We start from the raw sequence: 24,260 nt of genomic DNA on the forward strand, positions 1-24,260 counted from the left end.
TATGGCAATTATCCTGGATGGCAAGACGATAGCGAAGAAACTGGAAGCTGAATTAGCAGCATATTCCCGAATCCGTGAAATCCGTTTAGATGTCATTTTAGTAGGTGACAACTTAGCTTCGGCAACCTATGTTAGAAATAAACATCGAGCGGCAGAACGTGTTGGTATGCAGAGTGTTATCCATACTTTGCCTGTGCACACAAAATCTGAAGAGATTGAGCAACTGATTGAAGAGTTAAACAGTAATGAGGAAGTGGATGGGATATTGCTGCAATTGCCACTTCCTGAGCAGTTGAATAGTGAAAAGTTACTGGATAGTATTCATCCAATGAAAGATGTGGATGTGTTTCATCCGGAAAATGCTGGACTAGCCTATCTGGGTCGACCGCGCATCTGGCCATGTACTCCATCGGGCATCCTGCGTCTCTTGCATGAACATGAAATTGACATTGTCGGTAAACATGCCGTTGTGGTTGGTAGAAGCAATATTGTGGGTAAACCTATGGCTGCTCTTCTGCAACATGCGAATGCCACTGTGACTGTGTGTCATCGTATGACGAAAAGGTTGCAAGATTTCACACGGCAGGCAGATATTCTCGTTGTAGCTGCTGGTTCTCCCGGTTTGATAGGTAAGGACGATATTAAACCTGGCGCTGTTGTGATTGATGTTGGCAGTGAGTTTGTCAACGGGAAATTGACAGGAGATGTAAGGTTTGCTGAAGTTGAGCCCATAGCCTCTGCGATTACGCCAGTTCCTGGTGGTGTAGGTCCGTTAACCATTGCCTCACTTTTGTCCAATACGGTGCGCCTGGCTTCGTTGCGAAGAGGGTGGGCGAATTGAGTCAACAGGTGGCACAATCTATTTTGACGGTTGCTCAATTAAACCGCTTCATTAAATTCCAAATAGAATCGGATCCTAATTTTAAATCGTGTTTGGTTTCAGGTGAGATTTCTAATTTTAAATATCATACCAGCGGTCATATGTATTTTACTTTAAAAGATGAAACAAGTCGTATTCGGGCTGTAATGTTTCAGGGAAGAAATCGCTTTTTGAAATTTCGCCCAGAAGATGGGATGAAAGTATTATGTCAGGGTAGTGTAGGAGTATTTGAACGAGATGGACAATATCAACTCTATATAGATACGATGCAACCGGATGGATTGGGAGATTTGTATATCGCCTTTGAACAACTTCGTGATCGGTTGCAGAGCGAAGGTTTGTTTGCTGAAGGTCGAAAAAAATCTCTTCCTTCGTATCCGAAACGAATTGGTGTGGTCACTTCTCCTACCGGTGCGGTAATTCGAGATATTTGTACAACCATACAGAGGCGTTTTCCTTTAGCTCAAGTTATTCTATCGCCTGCTTTGGTACAAGGCCCAGAAGCTGCTCCTACACTTGTTTCTGCTCTTTCTCGACTGGAAACTATGAATCCAGCCGTAGATGTCATAATTATCGGCCGTGGTGGAGGTTCTCTGGAAGAACTGTGGCCTTTTAATGAAGAAAGCGTGGTTCGAGCGGTAGCCAATTGTCCTATACCTATTATTTCTGCTGTGGGACATGAAACTGATGTCACGCTCTGCGACTTTGCCGCAGACATTCGTGCGGCTACACCAACTGCAGCCGCTGAATTGGCCGTACCTGATAAACAGGAGTTGCAAGAATGGCTTGATGAAGTTTTGTTCCGATCGCGACAAATTGTCAGACGTAAAGTGGTGGATTCTCGTCGTACCCTGTTGCAATTAGCTACACGTCCAGTATTATCACGTCCAGAGAGTCTGGTTGACCGAAGACGTCAAGCTGTAGACTATCTTGAAAATCTTCTTTCTCGAAATATATCTCGTCCCTTACAACGGGCAGACAAGCAATGGCAGATTTTGCGTGATCGCTTGCAAAAGGTAATGCCCCAAAAGAGGATTGCAGATGAAAAAACAGAATTGTTGCATTTGGAACAAAAAGTGGGTCAATTAGCAGAAAGAAAATTACACCGTTTGAATATAGAAATTGAAAGATTAACCTCTTCCTTAGTTGCTTTAAATCCAATGGCTGTTCTTCAAAGAGGTTATTCTATTCTGAGACGAGAGGATGGCAAGGTCATTACCAAAAAAGATGATTTGCCAATCGGAAGTTACGGTCAGGTGCAATTGGCGGATGGGAGTATTAGGGTTCGTAGAGAGGATGACTGGGTAGATGAACAAATCAGACTTGACATTTGAGTCAGCTATGAAGCAACTCGAAGAAACCGTTAGGCATTTGGAATCAGGAGAATTGTCCTTGGCAGATTCCATTCAGCGTTATAAGGACGCAATGGATTTGGTCAAGTATTGCCGTGAACAATTGAATGAAGCTGAATTTCAAATTGAACAATTAAATCCTTCCGGTGAAGCAGCGAATTCTGAAGATTAGAGGGATGGTCGTGACCCAAGGTTGGGTAAATACTTGGATTGAAGCCATACAAATACACTTGCAAAGAATAGTTCCCGATTCGTCTCATGTGCTGCATCATTCCATGCGTTATAGTCTACTTGCGGATGGGAAACGCATTCGGCCCTTGCTTGCTCTTGCCACTGGCAGGGCATTTGGCGTCGCAGAAGAAAAAATGCTTGACGCTGCTTGTGCATTAGAGTGTATTCATGCGTATTCATTAATTCATGATGATTTGCCATGTATGGATAATGACGATTTACGCCGTGGCAAACCTACGAATCACAAGGTTTTTGGTGATGCTATGGCGCTTTTGGCTGGCGATGCGCTACAAACTGCAGCATTTTCTTGTATCAGTCGTTCTACAAGTTTTTCTTCCGAAATTCGTATACGCATGATCTCGCTTTTAGCTGAAGCGGCTGGCCATCAAGGCATGGTACTTGGACAAGCAGCTGATATGGAAGCTGAGCAGCAGCTTGGCGAAATGACAATGGAAAAGTTGCGTTTTATTCATACTTATAAAACTGGTAAATTGTTGCAAGCTGCGATTGAAATGGGAGCTATTGCCGCTGAAGTCTCTGATTCTCAATATCATTCTTTACATCAGTTTGCTTGCCATTTAGGGTTGGTTTTTCAAATGGTAGACGATTGGTTAGATGTTGTTGGGGATACTGCCGTTATGGGAAAAATGGCAGGAAGTGACCAAGAACATGGCAAATTGACCTATCCTGCGCTGATTGGCATTGAAGCAACCAAACAGGCGATAGAAACTGAAGAACAGCTTGCTCTTCAATCGTTACATGCAATAGATGCTGATACTTCTTTACTTGAGAATTTGCTGTTTTTAGTCACACGAAGGAATCGATAGTTTCACTGAATTCTATAATGCGAGTAATGATTATTATATTATCCAGGAACAGGATATCTGTGATGTTCTATGATTGCATTGCCAATTGCCCACTGAATTGGTGAGGAATTAAAAAAAACAAAAGATACTACAAAAACTGTGGTATACTAATCACACGAACGGGTGGCGCAGTATTCTAGTCAACCGCCCACTCTTGAAGACGGGGCTAAAAATCCGTCAAAGGGCACATCGATGAAGTTCCTGGTGTTGGCTTGAGGCGCCCAGCCTTGGGCTGATGCTGGGAGTTAAGAAAGTTGGGAGACCCGCAATGGCATGCGGACGTTAGCCCAGCTTTCGCGGAGGCCTAAGTGCGTGGCTCGCAATTAAAGGGGTTACGGCTTGGGGTATGAACCTGCATGCGGAGGCAATCTGTGTGCAGTGTAGCCTGCCTTGAGTGGTATTGAAGGATTCTGGGAAACAAGCTGTTATCCTCGGCCAAGGAATAACAGCCCGTGCCAGATGAAATCCATACTGCAAAAGAGGCTAGAGAGTGGCCTTCCGGTTGTTGCGGAAAACGCCTAGACTGTTCGCTTGGCGTGGCACCTTGAGGATTATAGTGTGGACTAAGTGGTAATCTAGTCTGGCCTTCGGCGACGCGGCCAATGCGCGTTGAAAGGGAAACCGTCATGGCGGCGACGCTGTGATACGTGCATGGGAAAACCAACTGGACCTAAGCCACAGCGTTTACTCAAGGTGCTGCCACCCGCTGGATGTTTCTTAGGGTGGGAAACAGTCTTTGAAAAAAAAATCGCGGCGTGTACCTTTGCGCTTTGCACTTACTATAGCAGCTATTACATTGCCGCTTGGCGCCTTATTTGACACTTCTACCATAGCTTTAAATCGTATGCCCTGGTACATAGGACTTATTGTAGTTCTAATTATTGTGTTAATCGGGGTTTTTTTTGATATGCTGGGGTTAGCTGCTGCCGCAGCTCGAGAGACGCCTTTTCATGCAATGGCTTCCAAAAAAATCTTTGGAGCTCGTAAGGCAATTGTGATTGTGCGCAATGCTGAAAAAGTTGCCAGCATATGTTCCGATGTCATTGGCGATATTGCTGGAGTTTTAAGCGGTGCTGGAGCGTTGGCTGTCAGTGTGCAACTAATGAAAGAAATTTATGCATATGGTTGGTATAAAGAGGCGATTTCCATCGTCATTACCGCCCTGGTCACCGCGTTGACAGTAGGCTGGAAAGCAATTGGAAAAACCATTGCCATTCAGTCACCAACGCCGATTGTATTATTGGCGGCAAGAAGTTGGGAGACGGTCTCCTTTTTGTTTGAAAAATCAGGTAAACTTAAATCTCGCAAGTCATTAAGGTCCAAAATGGACAAGAAACGGGGGCAGCACTAGATGTTGGAAAACATCAATAGCCCGGAAGATCTCAAAAGACTGGATGACGAGCAACTCAATCAATTGGCTATTGAGATTCGACAATTCTTGGTTGACACAGTCTCCAAAACAGGAGGTCACTTTGGTGCAAATCTGGGAGTTGTTGAATTGACTCTGGCTTTGCATAAAGTCTTCAATAGTCCAAAAGACAAATTGGTATGGGATGTTGGTCATCAGGCTTATGTGCATAAAATCCTTACTGGCCGCAAAGAAGGTTTTGCAAAGTTACGCAAACTTGGTGGGATGGCAGGTTTTCCTAAACGAGAAGAAAGTGAGCATGACGCTTTTGGAGTAGGGCATGCAAGCACATCGATTTCTGCAGCTCTTGGTATGGCTATTGCCCGTGATTTGGATGGTGCTGCTTATCATGTTGTTTCCATTATTGGCGATGGTGCCTTGACGGGCGGCATGGCTATGGAAGCATTAAATCACGCTGGTCATTTAGGAACTAATTTACTGGTTATCTTGAATGATAATGAAATGTCAATTGCAGAAAATGTGGGTGCTGTTTCTAAATACTTAACTCGTTTGCGCAGTGATCCGACATACTCTAAAGCAAAGGCAGAGATTGAGCAATCCTTGCTTAGATTACCTGCTATTGGAGCGAAATTGACAAAGACATTGGAAAAAATTAAAGATTCAATGCGCTATTTGATGGTGCCGGGGCATTGGTTTGAGGAATTTGGATTTAAGTACTTAGGACCTATTGATGGACATCATATAGGCGAATTGGTCCATACTTTGGAAGATGCTAAAAAAATGAACGGACCAGTGCTTATACATGTCATTACGGAAAAGGGTAAAGGCTATGCTTCGGCTGAGAACGCTCCGGACAAATGGCATGCTTGGCCTTCTTCGGCGAAAGCTAGTGGTGCGCCATCTTATACAAGCGTATTTAGTCAAACTTTAATCGAATTAGCCAAACAAGACGAACAAATTGTAGCTGTTACAGCAGCTATGCCTAGTGGGACGGGGTTAGATAAATTTTCTGCTGTTTTTCCCAAGCGTTGTTTCGATGTAGGAATTGCTGAACAACATGCCGCCACGTTTTGTGCGGGCTTAGCAACAAGTGGGAAAAAACCGGTTTTTGCTGTATATTCCACATTTCTGCAACGTGCATATGACCAAGTCATTCATGATATTGCCATTCAAAATCTTCATGTTGTTTTTGCTATCGACCGTGCCGGTTTGGTTGGGCCTGATGGAGAAACACATCAAGGAGCTTTTGATCTCAGTTATTTGCGGGCTATACCTCATTTAACTGTGATGATGCCTAAAGATGAAAATGAACTTCGACATATGTTATATACGGCGCTCCAGCTTAACGGACCTGTAGCTGTGCGCTTCCCGCGTGCAGATGGTCTTGGCGTACCGTTTGATCCACAGTTTCAACTGATACCAGTAGGTGCATCGGAAATCCTTCGTGAAGGCAGAGAATTAGTGATTTATGCGCTTGGCCCGATGGTTGCAGTTGCCATGCAGGCTGCTGATCGGTTGTATGCTCAACATGGTATCTCTGCAAAAGTGGTTAATATGCGTTTTGTCAAACCACTCGATGCAGAGGAAGTAGTAAAAAATGCTCGTCTGGGGATTCCTGCTCTCACAGTCGAAGAAGCTGCATTAGCAGGCGGAATGGGTAGCGCTATACTTGAAGTATTGGCAGATGAACATCTCGAAGTTCCTTTAACCAGAGTTGGCTTGCCAGATCGTTTTATTGAGCATGGCAGTCGAGAAGAGTTACTTAAGCAAGTGGGCCTAGATGTAGATACATTGGTCGATCACGCTCTTCTCCTTGTGAAGGATGCAAAACGCTCTCGTCATCTGGCAAGGGGTTGAAAGATTGACTGAATCAAAACAAAGACTGGATATATGGCTTTATCAAAATCAGCTATTTCCAAGCCGTGAGGCGGCGCGGCGAGCTATTATGGCTGGTTGGATATTTGTAAATGGAGAACGTGCAGAAAAAGCAGGTACTCTCGTTCGAGAAGGTATGCAAGTAGAAGTTCGCGGTCAGCATAATCGATATGTGAGTCGGGGCGGACTGAAATTAGAAAAAGCACTGCGGGTTTTTGACATTTCTTGCGAAAAAATTACAGCGCTGGATATAGGTGCATCCACTGGCGGATTTACAGATTGTTTGCTTCAACATGGAGCGGACAGAGTCTACGCACTTGATGTAGGTTATGGTCAATTGGATTGGAAATTGCGTCAAAATCCCAAAGTGGTTGTCCTTGAACGTACCAATTTCCGCCATGTTGATAAAAAATTATTCGATCCTTTGCCCCAAATGGTCGTTATGGATGTTTCTTTTATATCAACACGCCTGCTTTTTCAAAAAATCAACGAGATCGTTCAAAAACCGGGCATTATAATTTCGCTAATTAAGCCTCAATTTGAGGCCGGTCGTGAATTTGTGGGCAAGGGAGGAATTATTCGTCAGCCGGATGTTCACCGACGAGTTTTATTGGACATGCTGGAAAGTGTCAATCAAATGGGTTGGTCCTGTCGGGGGCTGGATGTTTCTCCAATCACTGGAGGGGACGGTAATATAGAATTCCTTGCCTATTGGTATACAGAACCGGGTTTTCAAATTCCCCTTCATGTAGACGATGTGGTTCATAGAGCTTGGCATGAACTAAAACCAGCCCTGTCGGACAATATACGCCCGGAAAGTTGAGGCTTTCTTTGACTTGTCCAGTTCAGACAGTGCTTTGCGTGGTCACCCATCCATCGTGAGGAATTATTTACTTTCGAACGGTTATACAATTTTGTATACTCGGCCCATGGCTCGTCTTAAGGGGTATTGGGATAGAGTTTTTTTTGAAGAACAATATGAAGTGGATTTCATTGTTCGTAAGAACGGTAAAGTATATGCTGTTCATGTAACGGCAAATGAGTTATCCAATCAACCCAACCAACAGGATTTGATGCAGCATTGGTTCCCGATTTTTGTAATTTTTCACGTTCAAAGTATTCTCCTGATGAATCTTCATGACGAAAGTGTTATAGAGATTGATTTTGAAATAAGAAAACCTATATACGTGCGTCAAAAGCAACTTTTACTCAATGCGGGGATATTATTTACAGGTATTTTGATAGGAATCATGCTGGATTTTCATAGTCTGTAAACCATGAATTTCATGTGATAGAGTTTGTGTGGGGCTGTCTGGAGGTCAATCTGTATGCGAACAGCGCTATTGCTATACAATCCACAAAAACGCCAGGCTTGTACAATTCAGGAACGCTTGCATCAACAGTTGGAGATGAATGGTTTTCAAGTTTGTTCCTTTCAGTCAGACGATTCACAAACTATTTTGCAGACCATCTCCGAAATCTCTGCCATTGAGGTTGCTTTTGTACTTGGAGGAGATGGAACTCTTTTATCAGTTGCAAGGATGCTAGCCCCAGCCAATATACCTATTTTGGGCATTAATGTGGGTCATTTAGGTTTCCTGACGGAATCTGATCCGGACGGAATTGAAGAAGCTGTGCGACGTATTCGTGATCGGGAGTATGACTTGGAAGCACGTATGATGCTTTCTGCTGCAGTTTTACGTGAAGAAAAAATGGTTCAGGAGCTATTGGCTTTGAATGATGCCGGGGTGGCAAAGGGCTCCTACGGTAGAATGGTCACGATACATACATATGTGGACGGTGTTTATGTGGACACCATTCGCGGTGATGGCATGATTGTATCCACACCTACAGGTTCGACTGCTTATTCTCTTTCTTGTGGAGGTCCTATTGTTACACCACATCTTGAGGTATTTTTATTGACGCCCATTTGTCCTCATACTTTGTTTTCCCGCCCGTGCGTGATGGATAGCCAACAGGAAATTTTGCTGGAAGTTGAAGCATCGCACAGTGACTTTGAGTTGACAGTGGATGGACAGGTCAGTGTTCGATTACATTCAGGAGATTGTGTTCGCATTCGTAAGGCAGTCTGCTCAACGACACTCATCAAATGGCGAGATCGAGAATTCTTTACGGTTTTGCGCAAAAAATTGCGAGAACCCCATTCTCACTTGGACCGAAAGGATGACTAAGCGGTGCTGGTGTCACTCACAGTCGAACATTTGGCGTTAATTGAGAAAATGGAATTGTCTTTTCAGGAAGGCATGACTGTGATTACAGGTGAAACGGGAGCTGGAAAATCAATTCTGCTTTCTGCCATTGCGCTCGTATTGGGAGGAAGAGCTTCTTCTGACTGGGTTGCCAAAGACTCTCCAGAAGCTTATGTAGAAGCGGTATTTCATCTTGATCCATCCCATAGGGATTGGACGGGCATTCTGGAAGAATGGGATATTCCTATTGAAGATGAATTGATTCTGACCAGGCGACTCTTTCATAACGGGAGAAGTGTATGCCGCTGTAATGGACGAAATATCACGGTATCTGCCCTGCGAGAAATCGGTTCTCAACTTGTATTGCAGAATAGTCAGCATGAACAACAGGCGTTGATGGAAGCACAACATCAGTTAACGCTTCTTACCCGTTTTGCTCATTTAGAAGAAGATCTGATGCGTTTGAAAAACGCGTTTAATCGCTGGAAAGAAGTGCGTGACAAGCGCTTAGAGTTATCACAAAAAAGTTTGGAGCGTTTGAGTCGATTAGATTTGTTGCAGTTTCAGATGCAGGAGATCGATGCTGTTTCCCCAATTTCAGGAGAAGAAGAATCTTTATTCGAAGAAAGAATGAAATTACAATCTTTGGACAAATTAAAGTCGCTATCTGAAGAAGTGGATTCTCTCCTCAAGGGAAAAGAAGGATATTCAACAGGTGTTTTAACAGATCTCGCTAAAGCAGTGCAACGTTTGGAAAACGGCTTACGGATGGACGGGCAATTGCAAGAGACTCTGGATTTTTTACAAACAGCCCTTATTCATGTAGAAGAAGCTGGACATGCTTTGGATGCCTATCAAAATTCACTTGAATTTCAACCAAATCGTTTAGCAGACGTGGAAGATCGCTTGATTCAATTACGTGGATTGATGCGTAAATATGGTACTTCGATTGATGAAATATGGGCTTATCGTAATCGGATTGAAGAAGAAGTTAAACAATTAGAAAACTTTGATGAGAATTTGGCGAGTTTGGAACGAGAAGAGGAACAGGCATGGCATGATTTAAAAATAGAAGCTGATTTGTTGAGCAACAAACGTAAGCAGGCTGCCGACAAACTAGCGTCTGAAGTTACAGCCATTCTGAAGGAATTAGACATGCCAAGCGCTCAATTTATAGTAAATATTAGAAAAAAAGAGATCGTAGGAGCTGATGGACAGGATGAGGTTTCCATTCTTTTTTCAGCAAACTCGGGTGAAGATCTCAAACCGCTCGTGAAGGTAGCTTCGGGTGGGGAATTATCGAGGGTTTTGCTGGCTTTGCAAACCGTATTTGCGGAGGTTGAGCCTGCAGAACTGTTGATTTTTGATGAGATTGATACAGGTGTGAGCGGATATGCCGTAGATAAAATGGCTCGCCAACTTCAGGAACTGGCGAGACACAAACAAGTGATTTGCGTAACTCATTCTCCTCAAATAGCTGCTTCCTCTGGACAACATCTTTTGATTGAAAAAAGACAATTTGAAAACCGTACCATTTCTGTAGCGTCGATCCTTTCTATAGAAGGTCGTATTCAAGAACTGGCACGTTTACTCGGTTCCTCATTGGCAGATAATACTGCTCAAGAACATGCCAAGGCTCTTCTGCAAAGTTATGACAAAGTATAGACAAGTCTCGCCGACTTTGGAGCAATTTTTACATCATATTGCCCACTCTTCAGGGAAAATTACTTATCGAGCGATACATCGGAGGTGTTGTTAGAAAAGGGGGAACTGAGATGCCGTACCGCACAATTGCCAAATGGGTTGTCGTAGCAGGTGCAAGCATCATAGGTGTGAGCAGTATGTTAGCCCACCGTTCATATCCTATCGATGTGCTTCATCATCAAGACGATTCAAAGCTTTATACTGTGCAAAATCATCAAACCACTTTTCAAAGCGAGCCAAGCCAAGTGCTGCCCTCTCAATCTACAGGTATTGTGGCCGCTGAACTTACCTCCAGTGGTAATAAAAATCATATTGAGCAATCAGCAACAGATTCTCCATGGCAGAAGTGGACCAACTGGTTACCTTGGAAAAAACAAGAGGTTCACTTTGGACCGCGATCGTACGTAGAAGTTGGAGGGGAATCAATAGGTATACGATTGCAGTCAGATGGGGTATTGGTCATCGGGTTTCAAGATTATGGTTCACGAAAATCTCCAGCACGTTTTACAGATTTGGAGATTGGAGATGTCATACAGTCTATCAATGGACATCCAGTTCACTCCACACAGGATTTAACATCACAGTTAATCAGGCCTATGTTTGATATAAAACTTGGTATCATTCATCAAAAGAAGTCAAAAACGATTCATATCCATCCTTATTTAGACAATCATCAGCGTCCTCATTTAGGTATTTTCGTACGTGACAAAGCCAGTGGTGTTGGAACATTGACTTACTATAATCCGGCAGAACACAGACTGGGTGCGCTTGGACATACCATTACAGATGTGGATACTGGACAGCCTATTGAGGGGCGTGGATTGGTATTTGCTGCAAGAATTACTGGGATTGTAAAAGGGCAAATCGGTCATCCTGGTCAAAAGCGTGGGGAATTCTCCACCCATTCTCATCCAATTGGCAAAATAGATCAAAATAATGGTTATGGTGTATTTGGTGAATGTCAGCCCAATGGAGCAATTGGACCGTTGTTACCGGTAGCTTATCCAAACGAGGTTCACACAGGTGAAGCAACTTTATGGACGGTGCTTGAGGGAAACAAGATTGAGAAATTTAAAGTGGAAGTTGAAAAGATATCCGCTTGGCAAACCATGCAAACCAAGAGTCTGGTTTTACATGTGGTTGATCCGCGACTTTTACAGGTTACAGGCGGTATTGTACAAGGAATGAGCGGAAGTCCGCTAACCCAAGATGGAAAACTAATTGGCGCTGTAACTCACGTATTTGTCTCAGATCCGACTCGTGGCTATGGTGTTTTAGCAACTTGGATGATGCATGCAGATGGAGAAGATCTACAGTCAAAGCTAACGGGATAAATTTGAATTTGTCATGTCGGAAGATGTCGATTTGGATGGAATTCTCACGAAAAGTATTACGCAAGAATTGGCAGGAACCTTTCCCTGTTTGTCGAAAAAGTTTCACAGCGAACGCAGGGGGGGTTTCTGGTGGCAATTAGTGTATTGATTGCGGACGATAATAGGGAATTTGCAGATTTGCTAGCTGAGTTCTTATCTACTCAAAGCGATATGAATGTAACTGGTGTCGCCTATAACGGCACAGATGTTTTAGAATTGGTCCGAGAACAGGCGCCTGATGTCATTGTTTTAGATATTATCATGCCTGTGCTTGACGGTATTTCCACAATTGAACGGCTTTCTGAACAAAACCATCAAAAAATGCCCAAGATTATTATGCTGACTGCATTTGGACAAGAACATGTGACCAGACGAGCAGCAGAATTAGGTGTCTCGTACTTTATCCTTAAGCCATTTGATATGGCGACGCTTGCAGAACGGATACGTCAAATCGTTTTCTCCTCGAATGCGCCTGTGGCAGCTACAGTTTCATTTGCTCCCATGTCGGCTACTCCGTCAATTAGCGGATCGACTGTTGCGAAAAAATCTGTAGATGCCCAAATCACGCAGATCATTCACGAAATTGGTGTTCCTGCTCATATCAAAGGTTATCATTATCTTCGTGAAGCAATTGGTATTGTCTATGATGATGTTGATATCCTCGGTTCTATTACAAAAATTTTGTATCCAAGAATTGCCGAGCGCTATAAAACGACACCTTCACGAGTAGAGCGAGCTATTCGTCATTCTATTGAAGTTGCATGGGGGCGCGGGAATATGGATGCCATTCGCACGGTTTTTGGCTATACCGTAAGCGCTTCGAAAACAAAGCCGACAAATTCGGAATTTATTGCCATGATAGCTGATAAATTGAGGATGGAGCATAGAGTAGGGTAAAAGTTTGTCTTCATTCATAATGACTCGAAGATTACAAATTTAAAGCCAATCGCTTTTTGGTAAGATGGAAGTGTGAAAATCTTTACCAAAAGGCGATTTTTGTATTTGTATAGTTGGAGTGGTTGTAATGTTATTCGAAAAAGACTTGCTGTCTGTAAGATTATTAACAATGCAAGATTACCCTCTGCTGGTCAAATGGCTTTCTCAACCACAAGTTCTCGAATTTTACGAAGGTAGAGATCAATCCTATAATATGTCTAAAATTTCCAGGTTATATGGGTCAAAAAACCTCCGTGGAATAACAGCTTGCATAGTTGAATATAGAGGAGAAAATATTGGCTATGTCCAGTTTTACGCTTTACCCGATCAACAAAAAAATGAATATGGGTTACGTAAGGAAGAGTTGATTTATGGTATAGATCTATTCATCGGTGAGACTTCTTTTTGGAATCGGGGCATAGGTACTTTATTAGTGACATCATTGGTGCAATATCTAGAATGGGATTGCAAAGTTCATCGAATTGTGGCTGATCCGTTTGAATGGAATGTAAGAGCTATCCGCTGTTATGAAAAAGCGGGTTTTCGTAAATGGAAGTATTTACAACATCATGAAATTCATGAAGGAACCTGGCAAAACAGTTGGTTAATGATGTATTCTTCTGCAAAGTGATCTGCAAAGAATAGAGAAAAAGCATCACAGGAGGCAGACTGATGGAGGATATTCGCTATCCAATCGGAAAATTTGTATTCGTTGAAAATGTAACAGAATTGGAGAGGGGGAAGTGGATTCAAGATATTGTTGAAGCACCTTCCAAACTGAATCATGCTGTTGAAGGATTATCAGGAGAACAGTTGGACATACCCTATCGTGATGGAGGCTGGACGATTCGACAAATTGTCCATCATTTGGCTGAAAACGATATGTTAGTGTATGCAAGATTTAAGAGCGCTTTAACCGAAGATAATCCACAAATCATGGCGGTCAAAGAAAACTTATGGGCAGAACTTCCTGACGTTCATGTGCCCATTGCTTCATCGTTGCAGTTGTTTACATTGATTCATGAACGTTGGTCCATTTTACTCAAAAATATGTCTGATAAAGATTTTACACGTACTTTTGTCCATCCTGTAAGTGGGGTGTGGGACCTAAATAAAGCGCTCGGTGTTTATTCTTGGCATAACAGACACCATATAGCACAAATTATTAATTTGCGGGAAAGAATGGGTTGGTAAATTGTTTCTCTCGTTGCTGGGGTGGAATGAATTTTAGATCAATAGCACATTTGACATGATGGATGACACAATTTATCTATAAATATGCCAAGTTCCGCTCGTCCATGTGGACGAATATCGTGATGTCCAAATCCTTCCTTCGCGTAGAGTGTAGATGACCACAAACCAGTTTTGTGGAAATTCACTCTATAGGAGGAGAGTAGACATGGTGACTCGTGCGCATGTCACACCATATGTGGGGCAGCGTGTAGTTGTTCGCACTCATAATGGAGCCATCCATCACGGTATCCTGCATTCCGTCACTAACGATGGAATCTACCTGCGCCCTTTGCGTGGTCAATGGCAGACAGCCAATTGTCAAGAGCAAGCACAATACGAAGTCTTAACCCGCAAGAACGGATCGCAGGAAGACGTTGAAGAAGCATGGTGGCCATTCTTTTTCTTGCCCTGGCTTGCTATAGCTGCATTTTGGCCATGGGCTTGGTGGTGGTAAGTTCTGTTTTTTGTATGAAGCATCAACTTTTCTTCATGGTAGCCGGCTCCCTGCGAGCCGGCGTTACTCATATATCATCTGCTAAATTTACGGTGAGGGATTTGAACTTAGGATGCTGAACCAGGCTTCAGCACGTACAGTGTGAGTGTCCTTCTACCAAAATCCAACGCCTCTTGTTCGGTAGCCATACAGATGTCTATTCGATCTCCCTGAATAGCGCCTCCCGTATCGGCAGCAATTAAGTCTCCAAATCCAGGGATATAGACCACCGAACCGAGGGGGATGACAGACGGATCGACCGCGATAACGCCTGGTTCAGCAGGTCTTCCTGTTGCAGTAATTCCGCCTGCAACGTATGCCGTAGCAACCACCGTTAAAGTTTCGGCACTTTGCAAATTATTGCTGCTTCTCGCACTGAGCGTACTTTCAGGATTAGATTGATTGTAAGTTTGGGATTGAATAGGTGGTAAAACTGGAGCAATCCCTTCTAAGAGAACACGGGGAGTTGGGGGGCGGATGGTTTGAACGTGTTCGGCCTGTTGCAACATACGACCATCTAAAAAAACGCGCACCTGTTTAATCTCAGCAATGCCTTCTTCGCCAGAGTGCAAGACGTGGTATTGACCTACTGGCAAACGAGTTGTTTTTTCTATAAAGGTTTCAAATGGTAATCTTCGCTTGCTGATGGTGGTTACCACATGTTTTTGCATAAACCGATGGTCTGTATGAAGACTTGTCATGAACGATTTTTTAGAGTTTTCTTTTTTTTGCAATCTAATTTTTAGCCATTGTGATTTATTTTGCGCCTGTAAATTAGAATTTTCATTATTGATATAAATTGAATTCGCTTTCGGAAACAGGGTAGTAGTTTCCTGATGAGAAGAAGGAACCAATGTAGTAGCTCCATCGGCAATCAGCGAGGCAATCAGAGCTGAAATGGTTACCGGCATCATACCTGGCTTAAGCAATTGCTCACCCCTATCGAAAAATAATGAATTGGATTGGCTGGTTTGTCATTCAGACTATGCACCAGCCTCTCTTTTCATGACAGAGTTTTTACCGTATCTTTAGGTTTGCAGTTCTCGTTTGGGAAAAGAGGCACAATACATATGAATAAACCTATAGCTTTGATTTCTTTAATCCTAGTTACATTGGTTTGGGGAGTAACATTTACTTTAACGAAATCAGCACTTTCGGATGTACCTGCCCTGCCACTTTTGGCGATCCGCTTTCTATTAGCTAGTTTTTGTATGCTGCCCTTCGTGTTTTGGAAACGTGACCTGCGAAAACAAATGAATTGGCAATCGACGTGGATAGGTGCAGGAATTGGTCTGGTATTAATGCTTGGTTATGCCTTGCAAACTTTTGGACTAGAGACCACTTCACCCGCAACAAGTGGCTTTTTGACAGGACTTTCAGTGGTCATAGTACCGTTTATCAGTTCGGTTATTCAGAAAAAAAAGAGAATGGGCGTCCGTGTCTGGGTTGGAACATGGTTCGCAGCAGGCGGTTTATATCTACTTTGTGGACCAGGATTAATTCATATGCAACCTGGCATCCTGGAAGGTTTATTTTGTGCGTTGTTTATGGCGTTACAAATCGTCATGGTAGAAAAGGCAGCCCCTTTCATCTCACCTCTCTATCTGGCTTTTGTTGAAATTGCAACCATGTCAATTTGTTTTTCAATATACTCCTTTTTGGTTTACCCTCATTCAGTATGGAATCTGGCAAATTGGTTGCAGCCCAAAGTGGTTATTTCTCTGCTTGTCAACGGCATTATGGGTACCTCTATTGCTTATTGGATTCAAAATGTTGCTCAACGTTATTTGAGCGCTTCTCAATCTGCAGTTATTTTTACGTTAGAACCGGTATTCGCTGCTCTTGTGGCTTGGCTTTTAGATCAGCAGAAGTTAGGTTTCTTCACATGGTTCGGAGCTTTTTTCATTTTGCTAGGCATGTGGTTGAGCGATACTTCCATTCGATGGAAACTAACATGGAAAAATCATGATGAAATCAGTCAATGAGGTAGAAAAATGATAATGTTTATATAAAAAATGGTAATCAAGTAAATTATTTTAGAATGAATTCAATAATTTTTTATGTTAGCTTGTTAGTAATCTTCTGCTTCAAGCCGAATCGCTGATAGCAGCGTACGGGGGATTTTCAGTATGAAGGTGCGGGAATGATGCAATTGCCCGATCGCCTTCTAGGGGTGAATCCAAATTTGGACAGGCGTACTCGATCGCCTGAACCCGACAGCTAACCTCGGAGGCAATTCTCGAGAGGGAGTCGTTTACACATTATGTTGAAAAAACAATTTTTAAAGAAGCGAACTTTGCAAATCGCTGCTCCGGTCGTAGCAGTATCTTTTTTTGCGGCCACACATATGACGGTTGCCCATGCAGATACGATGTCAACGTACACCGTACAAGCAGGCGATACATTATGGAAAATTTCTCAAGCCTACCATATCTCTCTAGCTTCATTGGAAGCAGCTAATCCTCAGGTCACTCCGCGCGATATGTTGATTGGCACAGTACTGAATTTGCCAGTCTCAAGCCGTACATCTTCTTCTATTGTGGCCAACACCAACCAAATAAATTCAAGTTCATCTCCAACCGCAAATGCTGATTATTCAGAGGCTACTTACAATAGTAATCTATATTGGTTAGCTCATTTAATTTCTGCTGAAGCTCAGGGTACCCCGCTCAATGCTCAAATTGCAGTGGGGGATGTTGTCTGGAATCGTATGCAAAATCCAGATTACCCAAACACTGCTTATGGGGTAATATTCCAGAAAACGAACGGTTATGCGCAGTTTACTTGTACCACGAACGGTTTTATCTATCAGACTCCTGTGGCTAGCGCTTGGACCGCTGCCGAAGATGTGTTGGACAACCATGAAAATCTAGTACCTAATGCGTATGTTTTTTATAATCCATCCAAAACCGCTTCTAACAGTTGGGTCTGGGATCAACCAACCATTGAACAAATTGGGCCGTTTATTTTTGCACAGTGATGGTTTTGTAGAAAGCCATCACTGGTTAGATTTTTAAAAAGTTTATATTTTATTTGCTAAACTTATATAACAGAAAATTTTAAATAATAAAACAAAAAAGAGGTGCATTTTGTGAAAAACAACAGATTTGCCAAATGGTTTTGGCAAGGCGCTGGCGTCTTGGCAGCTGCATCAACAGTTCTCGCCTTTGTTCAGCCAAACGAAGTTTGGGCTGCAAATCTGTCGTCCAATTCCAGCGAATATGTAGAGACGAATCACGGTTGGGTAGACATGTTTCGCTCACCATCTATCTATTCTCCTGTGGTAGGTAAATTAGAATTATCGGAGCAAGCACCGTTGGTAAAAAAATATAACAACTACTGGTATGAGGTTGATTGGCAAGGTCAAGATGTTTTTTTGACCACGAGTAGCAGGTTTGTCCATCTGGTAACAACCGATAGTACTCAAACAGTTGCTCCTTCTTCAACAAACACTGCATCATCGGATCTTTCAGCAAATACGACTGTAAACACAAATGGATTGAGTTCTGCAACCTCTCCTTCGTCATCTTTGCCAGAGTGGAAAATAGAGGCTAACAAAGTGATTGCTGTAGCCCGTACCCAACTGGGTGTCCCTTATTGGTGGGGTCATCAGGTTCCTGGTGTAGGTTTTGACTGCTCAAATTTTACGGCTTGGGTTTATCGGACTGCTCTTGGTATCCGCTTTTCATCGTCGTCCGTATATCAACGTTATCATGTAGGAACACCTGTTCCACTGTCGCAAATTCGTGAAGGAGATTTGCTTTTCTTCCGAACAGCCAATAACCCGACAGGTGGAGGACATGTGGGGATTTATGAAGGTAACGGAATGCTCATTGAAGAAGGTGGGGGATACGGAAAAGTAGTCCAAGTTCCACTGTATTCGACTTGGTTTGGGCATGCTTTAGTTTTTGCTCGCCAGGTCATTCCTAACTCCTAACCAGATGTTTGTCAATCGGGCGAATGTCCATGGCATAAATCTGGACTGCTACGTACTGTAAGAGCAGAAACCGCTCAAGGGAGGTGCTCTTAGATGTACGGAGTATTTGGAGGATATACTCGCTGGGCTGTAGTATTTCTCATCATCTTTGTGCTCTTTATCCTGCTCGTGCCCTATTCGGTAACTACCTGCACCACAACACCGGTTGCGTAATTTAACAATTTTTACAAATTCAGAACAAAAAAGCTGTCCCTGCAGGGGCAGTTTTTTGTTTCAAAACAGGAAGGACAATGAGAGGATTTGCTGAACAGTTTGGAATTCCTTAATCTATTGATGAGACGTTTCTCAACACTTCCGTCTGAAAAGGAGATTCGTTCATGATTTTTCTTGTTGATCTTCCCCAACCGTTTGATTGGGACGCTACCATAGAGCGGTTTGCCGTTCGAGAAGATATTACAGTCCATGTTCAGGACCATACACTCATTCGTACTTTTTGGACGGGAAATAAACCCATTGTTTACCGTGCTTCCGCAGTCAAAAGCCGCTGTATGGATAGTGTGTTGAAGATAGAGACCAATCGCAACCTTTCTTATCAAGAACAAACAGAATTGAAGGCACATTTGGCACTCACACTCAGTTTTACAGACGACGTAGAAGCGATGTATGAGACATTGCAACATACACCTGCAGCCATACTTTTTGAACGCTTTCGCGGGTTGCGTCCAGTACACGATCCAACGCTTTTCGAATCGCTCATCCGTACCATCATCGGGCAACAGTTAAACACTAAATTTGCTGCCACTCTTGTGAATAGGCTGGTTCGATTAGCGGGTGATCACGTTGAAAATCCATTTGTTGAAGAAATTTTCACTTTTCCAGTCGCAGAATCCTTATTGCGATTTTCTGTGGATGATTTACGGCAAATACAATTGAACAATCGCAAGGCCGAGACAATACTCAGCATTGCTCAAAGTGTGGTTGAAGAACAACTGCCGCTTGAAAAATGGCGTGGTATTTCTCGCGAGGAGTGGTTTGAGCGTTTACTGCCGGTGAAGGGAGTGGGTTTCTGGACAGTGGAGTGTCTGCTGCTTTTTGGGGTGGGAATGCTTGATGAATGGCCAAGCGCAGATGTGGGATTGCAGAAGGGTCTTGCCAATCTTCTTATTTTGCCGGATCGTCCCAATCCTGATGAAACCAAGCGACTCGGTGAGATGTTTGCTCCTTTTCGCAGTTATGTCACTTATTATGTATGGCACAGTTTACGTCATCCATTACCAGGCCATACGTCAAATAGATAAATGGGTGTTTAAGTTAGGAATATTTTAGAAATCCATTCAAGGAGGAGACCACCAATAATCGAAACAATAAAAGAGACAACTGCTCGTAATATCGTATAGGGAACTCCAAGAAAAGGAAATTCAGCAGGTATGCGTGGTAAAGAAACAAGCTGCCAAGATGTAAGAAAACTGAAAACCGCCCCTGGAGCTGCTTTGGCGTTTAAAAGTCCAGCGGCTAAAGGATAAACTGCCCAGCGCGATCCGGTTCCCATCAATCCAAAAAGTGCTCCTATGATGATTCCAGACAATCCACTTTGTGGTCCAAGAAATCGGGCAATGACTTTTGTATCTATAACCTGAGAAATGAGACCTGCGATAAACATGGATACAAGCATCCATGGCATCGCTTGAATTAACATGGATAAACTGGATTCTACACCATCATGAGCCAATTCAGGTTTGTAGAACATAAGAATAGTGTAAGTGCCAATAGTACACAGACCTACTGTCAGCAGGATTCTGTCCAAATTTTATCGCCCCCTCCTACCCTACCCTCAAGTTACCACTTTCTGTAAATTATTGATCATGCTTGTCCATATTGAAGGTTGTGAAAATGGCAATGACCAAACAGCTACTCCAGCCAAACCGTCGTTATTGACAAGTTGAAGCTTGTCGGAAAATGTCTGTTGATTGGCATACCATACTTCTTCGGTTCCACCATTGACTGGATATTGAGCATACATAAGATCGAGACTTGGCTGATATTCGGATTTGGCTTGATGTTCAGCAAGAATCGAAGCAACACTATCAAGTCCAACGGCTTCGCTGTTCACTGCCTGTCCATTGACCACTGTCCAGAAACGTGTGTACATGGGTATACCAAGCAAGAGCTTATCCGCAGGAACTCCTGTATCCAGTAAATCATTGACACAGCTTTTCACCCAAGGCATGTCTGCTACAGGACCAGGTGTTGGATCGGCTGCCCAATGTTCATCATAGGCCATGAGAATCAGTTGATCGCTCACATCTGCCAAGCCGGCATGAAAGTAAGCGGAGTTGTCAACTAGCGGTACAATATCTGCCGTCACATCAACTGATAAATCAACATGAATGGCTTGAAGATTTTTGTGTAAGCGAGCTACAAATGTTGTGTAAGCAGATTGATCGGAGTCATCCAAGTTTTCAAAATCAAGATTAATGCCATTTAGTTGATTTTGTTTGGCAATTTGGACAAGTTGCTGTATACATCTCATTTCACTGGCTTTACTAGATAAAAATTGATGAGTCATATTGGCAAGAAATTGATTGTCAAAAAGCGCCCAAACTTGTACATGATGCTGATGCGCATACTGAATTACGGCGGGATTCACTTGACTGCTTACCTGGCCGGAAGCGTTTTGAAGTTCCAGCCAGCTTGGAGATACAACATTCATTCCTGGATTATCTTTAATGAGCATGTCACTTTCATAGGTGGATTCAGCGGGCATCCAACCTAAAGCAATTTTGTGAGAGACCGATTGCCAGTTTGCTATAGAAGATAGTAGTGGTGACTGTGTTCCACCTCCTGATTCTTGAAATGTGGAAGGAGTCGAAAAGTAGGCGTCTTCCAATTCAACTTCCGGATGAAGAAACGGCATATGTGTTGTTTCTGCTAACCAAGTTGGAAATGTTTTTAGAAAGTTCCCCAGCGGCATGTTCTCCGTATTATTTTCTGTATCGGTTGTTCCAATCCATTCATTGAGTAACGCGTCTCCAAGGGTTGTGGTACTCCAGTTTGAACCTGGATTGTCAAAGCTTTGGTTCAATGCACCGTCTAAAGCAACCATGCCCCATAGAAAACTGCCTGCGGCAATTGCAGCAAGCAACGCACGGCGTGCTTTTTTTCGCCGCTTTTTTAACTTGCGCATCCGCCATTCTCCTATCTATTGAACTCTTTATCTCTTGTCTATCTGCTGTATTCTATGAGACGAGTTTTGTAATTAGAAGATTTATAGAAAAGTTTTTTCGATATTTGCCTCATTGAATAGAATGCTTTGCTGGCGTATCATAAAAAAGAGCAGAGTATACCCATCTTTACGTTTCATCATTATCCGCTCGTACAAAACGAGCGAGAGGAGGGGCGGCAATGGCAACTGTTCAATCTTCACAGGCTTTGGAAGTTCACTGTTTGCCTGTGCCAACCGGATTTGCTGTTGGTGATATGAATGCCTATCTTCTACAGCGCGCAGACGTATATGTGTTGGTGGATAACGGACCACGGCGTCAAGAATCACTGACGGCATTGGAAAAAGGGCTTAGAGAGCACGGTATCTCATCTTTTTCGAAATTGTCCGCACTGGTGTTGACACACGGTCATGTCGATCACGTTGGATTAACTCGGAAAATTGCCGAAGCTGGCGTTCCCGTCTATGCGCATCCCGGTGTGTCCAGCTGGTTGGATGGCTGGGAAGGAGGGCATATTTACCGTACGCGGTTTTACGAAGCACTTTATCAACGCTGTGGGATGCCACAAAATTATCAAGAAATGGCTCAAAAAGAATTTTTTTTATTACAAAAATTGAACGACCGGTCGGTAGTTAATGTCCCGGTTCATGACGGAATGACTTTTGAGTGGCTTCCGGAGTTTCAGTTTATAGAGGTTCCAGGTCATGCTCAGGCTGCTATTGCGCTCTACCATCCAGAAGAAGAAATGATGATCATTGGCGACCAACTGATTGCCCGAATATCATCCAATGCCTTGGTTGAGCCTTTACCGGGAGAAGCAGACGGCTTTCTAGCAAAGCGTAGTAAGTCTTTGCTTGATTACAGAAACAATTTGAAATGCATACAAGGAATGAAACTTCGTACTGTTTATCCAGGCCATGGAAACGTGATTGACAATCCACGCGATCTGATTGCCAAAAGACTTGAGGAACAGGAGAGTCGAAGAGATAAGGTTCTGCAAATGGTTCGAACCAAGCCGATGCAAACAGCTTGGGATTACGCTGCTGCTTATTTTCCACATCGGCTTGATCAACCTAGCTTAATTCTCTCCGAAATACTAGGTTATCTGGATTGGTTAGTCGTGGATGGGGAGATTCACATCGTTGAAAAGCAGGGTGTTGAGTATTTTTATTGCTCGCGTACCTGAATTTTGCAGACTTTATTCTGGATTCTCTTTCCACTCGGTTTGTCCATCCGAAAAAAATTCTTTTTTCCATATAGGAACTTCTTTTTTTAATCGATCAATCAGCGTCTTGCACACTGTGAAAGCAATATCACGGTGAGCGGACGCTGCGGCACATATCACGGCTGTTTCTGTGGGTACAAGTGTTCCCACGCGATGCCAAGCCAGGGTTTTGACACCAGGATAGGTGGTTTCCAACTCTTCACCAAGTCGATGCATTTGTAAAAGAGCCATATCCTTGTATGCCTCGTATTCTAATTTCTCCGTTCGTCTATCTCCAGTCCACTCTCTTACTGTGCCAGAAAACAGTACAATTCCTCCGAATTTAGGATCTTCAAGTAATTGATAGGCTTTTGACAAGTCAAGCGGTTCATCTGTCACCTGATAGTAAGGTGAAATGATTTCTATTTTTCCTGATCCCCCGCCAACTGGTGGAATCCATGCTATTTCATCTCCGTCTTTCAATAAAGTGCTATCTTCTGCGTACGACTCATGGAGAGCCGCAGCTGCTCTATGTAAATCCTGCTGGAGTTGAGGGAAAATTTTCGTGAGTTCAGAACGGACATCAAGAATTTGGGCATTTTCAGGCAACTCGATCCAGCACTCGTTGGTTTGAGCTAGTTCACGTAATCGGGCGAAAAATAGAACTTTGATTCGCAATGAGAGGTCACTCCTTATATGGAACGGTTTTTACCGGTTCCCATCCTGTCAATTTTTCATGTATGCTTAACGGAGACTCTATGAAGCTGATTCATAAGAAACAGTGTAAAGTTTAACTGTTGAATTGCCAACTAGACAAATCAAATAATATCCATAGCATAATGGAGAGATTAGAGTGACCAAAGAAACTCAAACGGATCGTCCCATTCAATTGACTCATTTTGACGCTGAAGGTCATGCACATATGGTCAACATCAGCAGTAAATCTACTACTGCAAGGCGTGCAGTTGCGCGTGTTGAAATTTTCATGCAAGCAGAGACGCAGAAACTCATAGAAGAGGGAGGCTTAAAAAAAGGGAATGTCCTTTCAGTGGCAGAAATTGCAGCTGTGATGGGTGCCAAACAGACGGCACAGATGATTCCGCTTTGCCATCCAGTGCCCCTTGAGCATGTTTCGGTACGACATGAGTTTTTAGAACCGCTAGAAGGTCAATCACGCCTGCAAATTGAGGTGGAAGTGGCAGCAACCTATCGAACAGGGATTGAAATGGAAGCTTTGCATGCTTGTTCAGTGGCAGCCTTGACCGTTTATGATATGTGTAAAGCGGTCGATCGCGCTATGACCATTGAACGGCTTCGGGTTGTATATAAATCAGGTGGGAAAAGTGGCACGTTTGAAGCAGAATAACCTCACAAAC

General features: G+C 43.2%; 25 protein-coding genes and 1 riboswitch. Of the genes, 21 read left to right on the forward strand and 4 right to left on the reverse strand.

Annotated features, from left to right (window positions below; genetic code table 11):
* The first annotated feature begins 1 nt into the window (after position 1).
* The 15 genes from BUA75_RS08555 to BUA75_RS08625 all read left to right on the forward strand — a co-directional run bounded on the left by BUA75_RS08555 (position 2) and on the right by BUA75_RS08625 (position 14,483).
* On the forward strand, positions 2-841 hold the full coding sequence (locus tag BUA75_RS08555) for a bifunctional 5,10-methylenetetrahydrofolate dehydrogenase/5,10-methenyltetrahydrofolate cyclohydrolase (protein WP_072874191.1): 840 nt from the start codon (positions 2-4) through the stop codon (positions 839-841).
* On the forward strand, positions 838-2,214 hold the full coding sequence (gene xseA / locus BUA75_RS08560; protein ID WP_072874192.1) for an exodeoxyribonuclease VII large subunit: 1,377 nt from the start codon (positions 838-840) through the stop codon (positions 2,212-2,214). Before BUA75_RS08555 ends, xseA begins: the two co-directional genes overlap by 4 nt.
* On the forward strand, positions 2,189-2,404 hold the full coding sequence (gene xseB / locus BUA75_RS08565; protein WP_072874193.1) for an exodeoxyribonuclease VII small subunit: 216 nt from the start codon (positions 2,189-2,191) through the stop codon (positions 2,402-2,404). Before xseA ends, xseB begins: the two co-directional genes overlap by 26 nt.
* A 10-nt stretch (positions 2,405-2,414) precedes the next feature.
* Complete coding sequence (locus BUA75_RS08570; protein WP_165611980.1) at positions 2,415-3,290, forward strand: polyprenyl synthetase family protein; 876 nt, start codon at positions 2,415-2,417, stop codon at positions 3,288-3,290.
* Positions 3,291-4,065: 775 nt separating this feature from the next.
* Positions 4,066-4,680 (forward strand): CNNM metal transporter family protein, encoded by a 615-nt coding sequence (locus tag BUA75_RS08575; protein WP_072874195.1) that lies wholly within the window; start codon positions 4,066-4,068, stop codon positions 4,678-4,680.
* The gene (gene dxs / locus BUA75_RS08580) at positions 4,681-6,555 is read left to right on the forward strand and encodes a 1-deoxy-D-xylulose-5-phosphate synthase (RefSeq protein ID WP_072874196.1); all 1,875 of its coding nucleotides are present in this window, start codon (positions 4,681-4,683) and stop codon (positions 6,553-6,555) included.
* 4 nt (positions 6,556-6,559) lie between these two features.
* Positions 6,560-7,396: a TlyA family RNA methyltransferase gene (locus BUA75_RS08585; RefSeq protein WP_072874197.1), complete on the forward strand. Its 837-nt coding sequence runs from the start codon at positions 6,560-6,562 to the stop codon at positions 7,394-7,396.
* Positions 7,397-7,502: 106 nt separating this feature from the next.
* Complete coding sequence (locus BUA75_RS08590; protein WP_207549735.1) at positions 7,503-7,847, forward strand: hypothetical protein; 345 nt, start codon at positions 7,503-7,505, stop codon at positions 7,845-7,847.
* Positions 7,848-7,901: 54 nt separating this feature from the next.
* Positions 7,902-8,765: an NAD(+)/NADH kinase gene (locus tag BUA75_RS08595; RefSeq protein WP_072874199.1), complete on the forward strand. Its 864-nt coding sequence runs from the start codon at positions 7,902-7,904 to the stop codon at positions 8,763-8,765.
* Between the two features lie 3 nt (positions 8,766-8,768).
* On the forward strand, positions 8,769-10,448 hold the full coding sequence (recN, locus tag BUA75_RS08600) for a DNA repair protein RecN (protein ID WP_072874200.1): 1,680 nt from the start codon (positions 8,769-8,771) through the stop codon (positions 10,446-10,448).
* A 110-nt stretch (positions 10,449-10,558) separates the two neighbouring features.
* Positions 10,559-11,821, forward strand: coding sequence for a SpoIVB peptidase (gene spoIVB / locus BUA75_RS08605; protein ID WP_072874201.1), 1,263 nt, complete (start codon positions 10,559-10,561; stop codon positions 11,819-11,821).
* 126 nt (positions 11,822-11,947) lie between these two features.
* Entirely contained in the window at positions 11,948-12,757 is an 810-nt protein-coding gene (gene spo0A, locus BUA75_RS08610; protein ID WP_165611986.1) for a sporulation transcription factor Spo0A, read from the forward strand.
* A 127-nt stretch (positions 12,758-12,884) separates the two neighbouring features.
* On the forward strand, positions 12,885-13,427 hold the full coding sequence (locus tag BUA75_RS08615) for a GNAT family N-acetyltransferase (RefSeq protein WP_072874202.1): 543 nt from the start codon (positions 12,885-12,887) through the stop codon (positions 13,425-13,427).
* Positions 13,428-13,468: 41 nt separating this feature from the next.
* Positions 13,469-13,990 (forward strand): YfiT family bacillithiol transferase, encoded by a 522-nt coding sequence (locus tag BUA75_RS08620; RefSeq protein ID WP_072874203.1) that lies wholly within the window; start codon positions 13,469-13,471, stop codon positions 13,988-13,990.
* 205 nt (positions 13,991-14,195) lie between these two features.
* Positions 14,196-14,483 (forward strand): LSm family protein, encoded by a 288-nt coding sequence (locus tag BUA75_RS08625; RefSeq protein WP_072874204.1) that lies wholly within the window; start codon positions 14,196-14,198, stop codon positions 14,481-14,483.
* 107 nt (positions 14,484-14,590) lie between these two features.
* Here the strand turns inward: BUA75_RS08625 and BUA75_RS16100 are convergent, their stop codons facing one another.
* Positions 14,591-15,451, reverse strand: coding sequence for a G5 and 3D domain-containing protein (locus tag BUA75_RS16100; RefSeq protein WP_072874205.1), 861 nt, complete (start codon positions 15,449-15,451; stop codon positions 14,591-14,593).
* 141 nt (positions 15,452-15,592) lie between these two features.
* Between BUA75_RS16100 and BUA75_RS08635 the strand changes: the two genes are divergently transcribed.
* The 4 genes from BUA75_RS08635 (at position 15,593) to BUA75_RS08650 (ending at position 19,757) form a co-directional block, all read left to right on the forward strand.
* On the forward strand, positions 15,593-16,507 hold the full coding sequence (locus BUA75_RS08635; RefSeq protein WP_072874206.1) for a DMT family transporter: 915 nt from the start codon (positions 15,593-15,595) through the stop codon (positions 16,505-16,507).
* A gap of 95 nt (positions 16,508-16,602) precedes the next feature.
* Positions 16,603-16,773, forward strand: a riboswitch (cyclic di-AMP (ydaO/yuaA leader).
* 15 nt (positions 16,774-16,788) lie between these two features.
* Entirely contained in the window at positions 16,789-17,502 is a 714-nt protein-coding gene (locus BUA75_RS08640; protein WP_207549736.1) for a cell wall hydrolase, read from the forward strand.
* 111 nt (positions 17,503-17,613) lie between these two features.
* Positions 17,614-18,459: a C40 family peptidase gene (locus BUA75_RS08645; RefSeq protein WP_072874208.1), complete on the forward strand. Its 846-nt coding sequence runs from the start codon at positions 17,614-17,616 to the stop codon at positions 18,457-18,459.
* Between the two features lie 377 nt (positions 18,460-18,836).
* The gene (locus tag BUA75_RS08650; protein ID WP_072874209.1) at positions 18,837-19,757 is read left to right on the forward strand and encodes a DNA-3-methyladenine glycosylase family protein; all 921 of its coding nucleotides are present in this window, start codon (positions 18,837-18,839) and stop codon (positions 19,755-19,757) included.
* An 8-nt stretch (positions 19,758-19,765) separates the two neighbouring features.
* Here BUA75_RS08650 and BUA75_RS08655 read toward each other — a convergent pair whose 3' ends face one another.
* Positions 19,766-20,263, reverse strand: coding sequence for a permease (locus tag BUA75_RS08655; RefSeq protein WP_072874210.1), 498 nt, complete (start codon positions 20,261-20,263; stop codon positions 19,766-19,768).
* Positions 20,264-20,290: 27 nt separating this feature from the next.
* A complete protein-coding gene (locus BUA75_RS08660) occupies positions 20,291-21,643 on the reverse strand; it encodes a glycosyl hydrolase family 18 protein (protein ID WP_072874211.1) in 1,353 nt (450 codons plus the stop codon).
* A gap of 218 nt (positions 21,644-21,861) precedes the next feature.
* Between BUA75_RS08660 and BUA75_RS08665 the strand changes: the two genes are divergently transcribed.
* Positions 21,862-22,866 carry an MBL fold metallo-hydrolase gene (locus BUA75_RS08665; RefSeq protein ID WP_072874212.1) on the forward strand — a complete coding sequence of 335 codons (1,005 nt, stop codon included), beginning with the start codon at positions 21,862-21,864 and terminating at the stop codon, positions 22,864-22,866.
* A gap of 12 nt (positions 22,867-22,878) precedes the next feature.
* Here the strand turns inward: BUA75_RS08665 and BUA75_RS08670 are convergent, their stop codons facing one another.
* On the reverse strand, positions 22,879-23,562 hold the full coding sequence (locus BUA75_RS08670) for a molybdenum cofactor biosynthesis protein MoaE (RefSeq protein ID WP_083574228.1): 684 nt from the start codon (positions 23,560-23,562) through the stop codon (positions 22,879-22,881).
* Between the two features lie 175 nt (positions 23,563-23,737).
* On the opposite strand from BUA75_RS08670, the gene moaC reads away from it, so the two are divergent.
* Complete coding sequence (gene moaC / locus BUA75_RS08675; RefSeq protein ID WP_072874214.1) at positions 23,738-24,250, forward strand: cyclic pyranopterin monophosphate synthase MoaC; 513 nt, start codon at positions 23,738-23,740, stop codon at positions 24,248-24,250.
* Positions 24,251-24,260: the final 10 nt, after the last annotated feature.

This window comes from Alicyclobacillus tolerans, from assembly GCF_900142255.1.
GTDB lineage: Bacteria > Bacillota > Bacilli > Alicyclobacillales > Alicyclobacillaceae > Alicyclobacillus_I > Alicyclobacillus_I tolerans.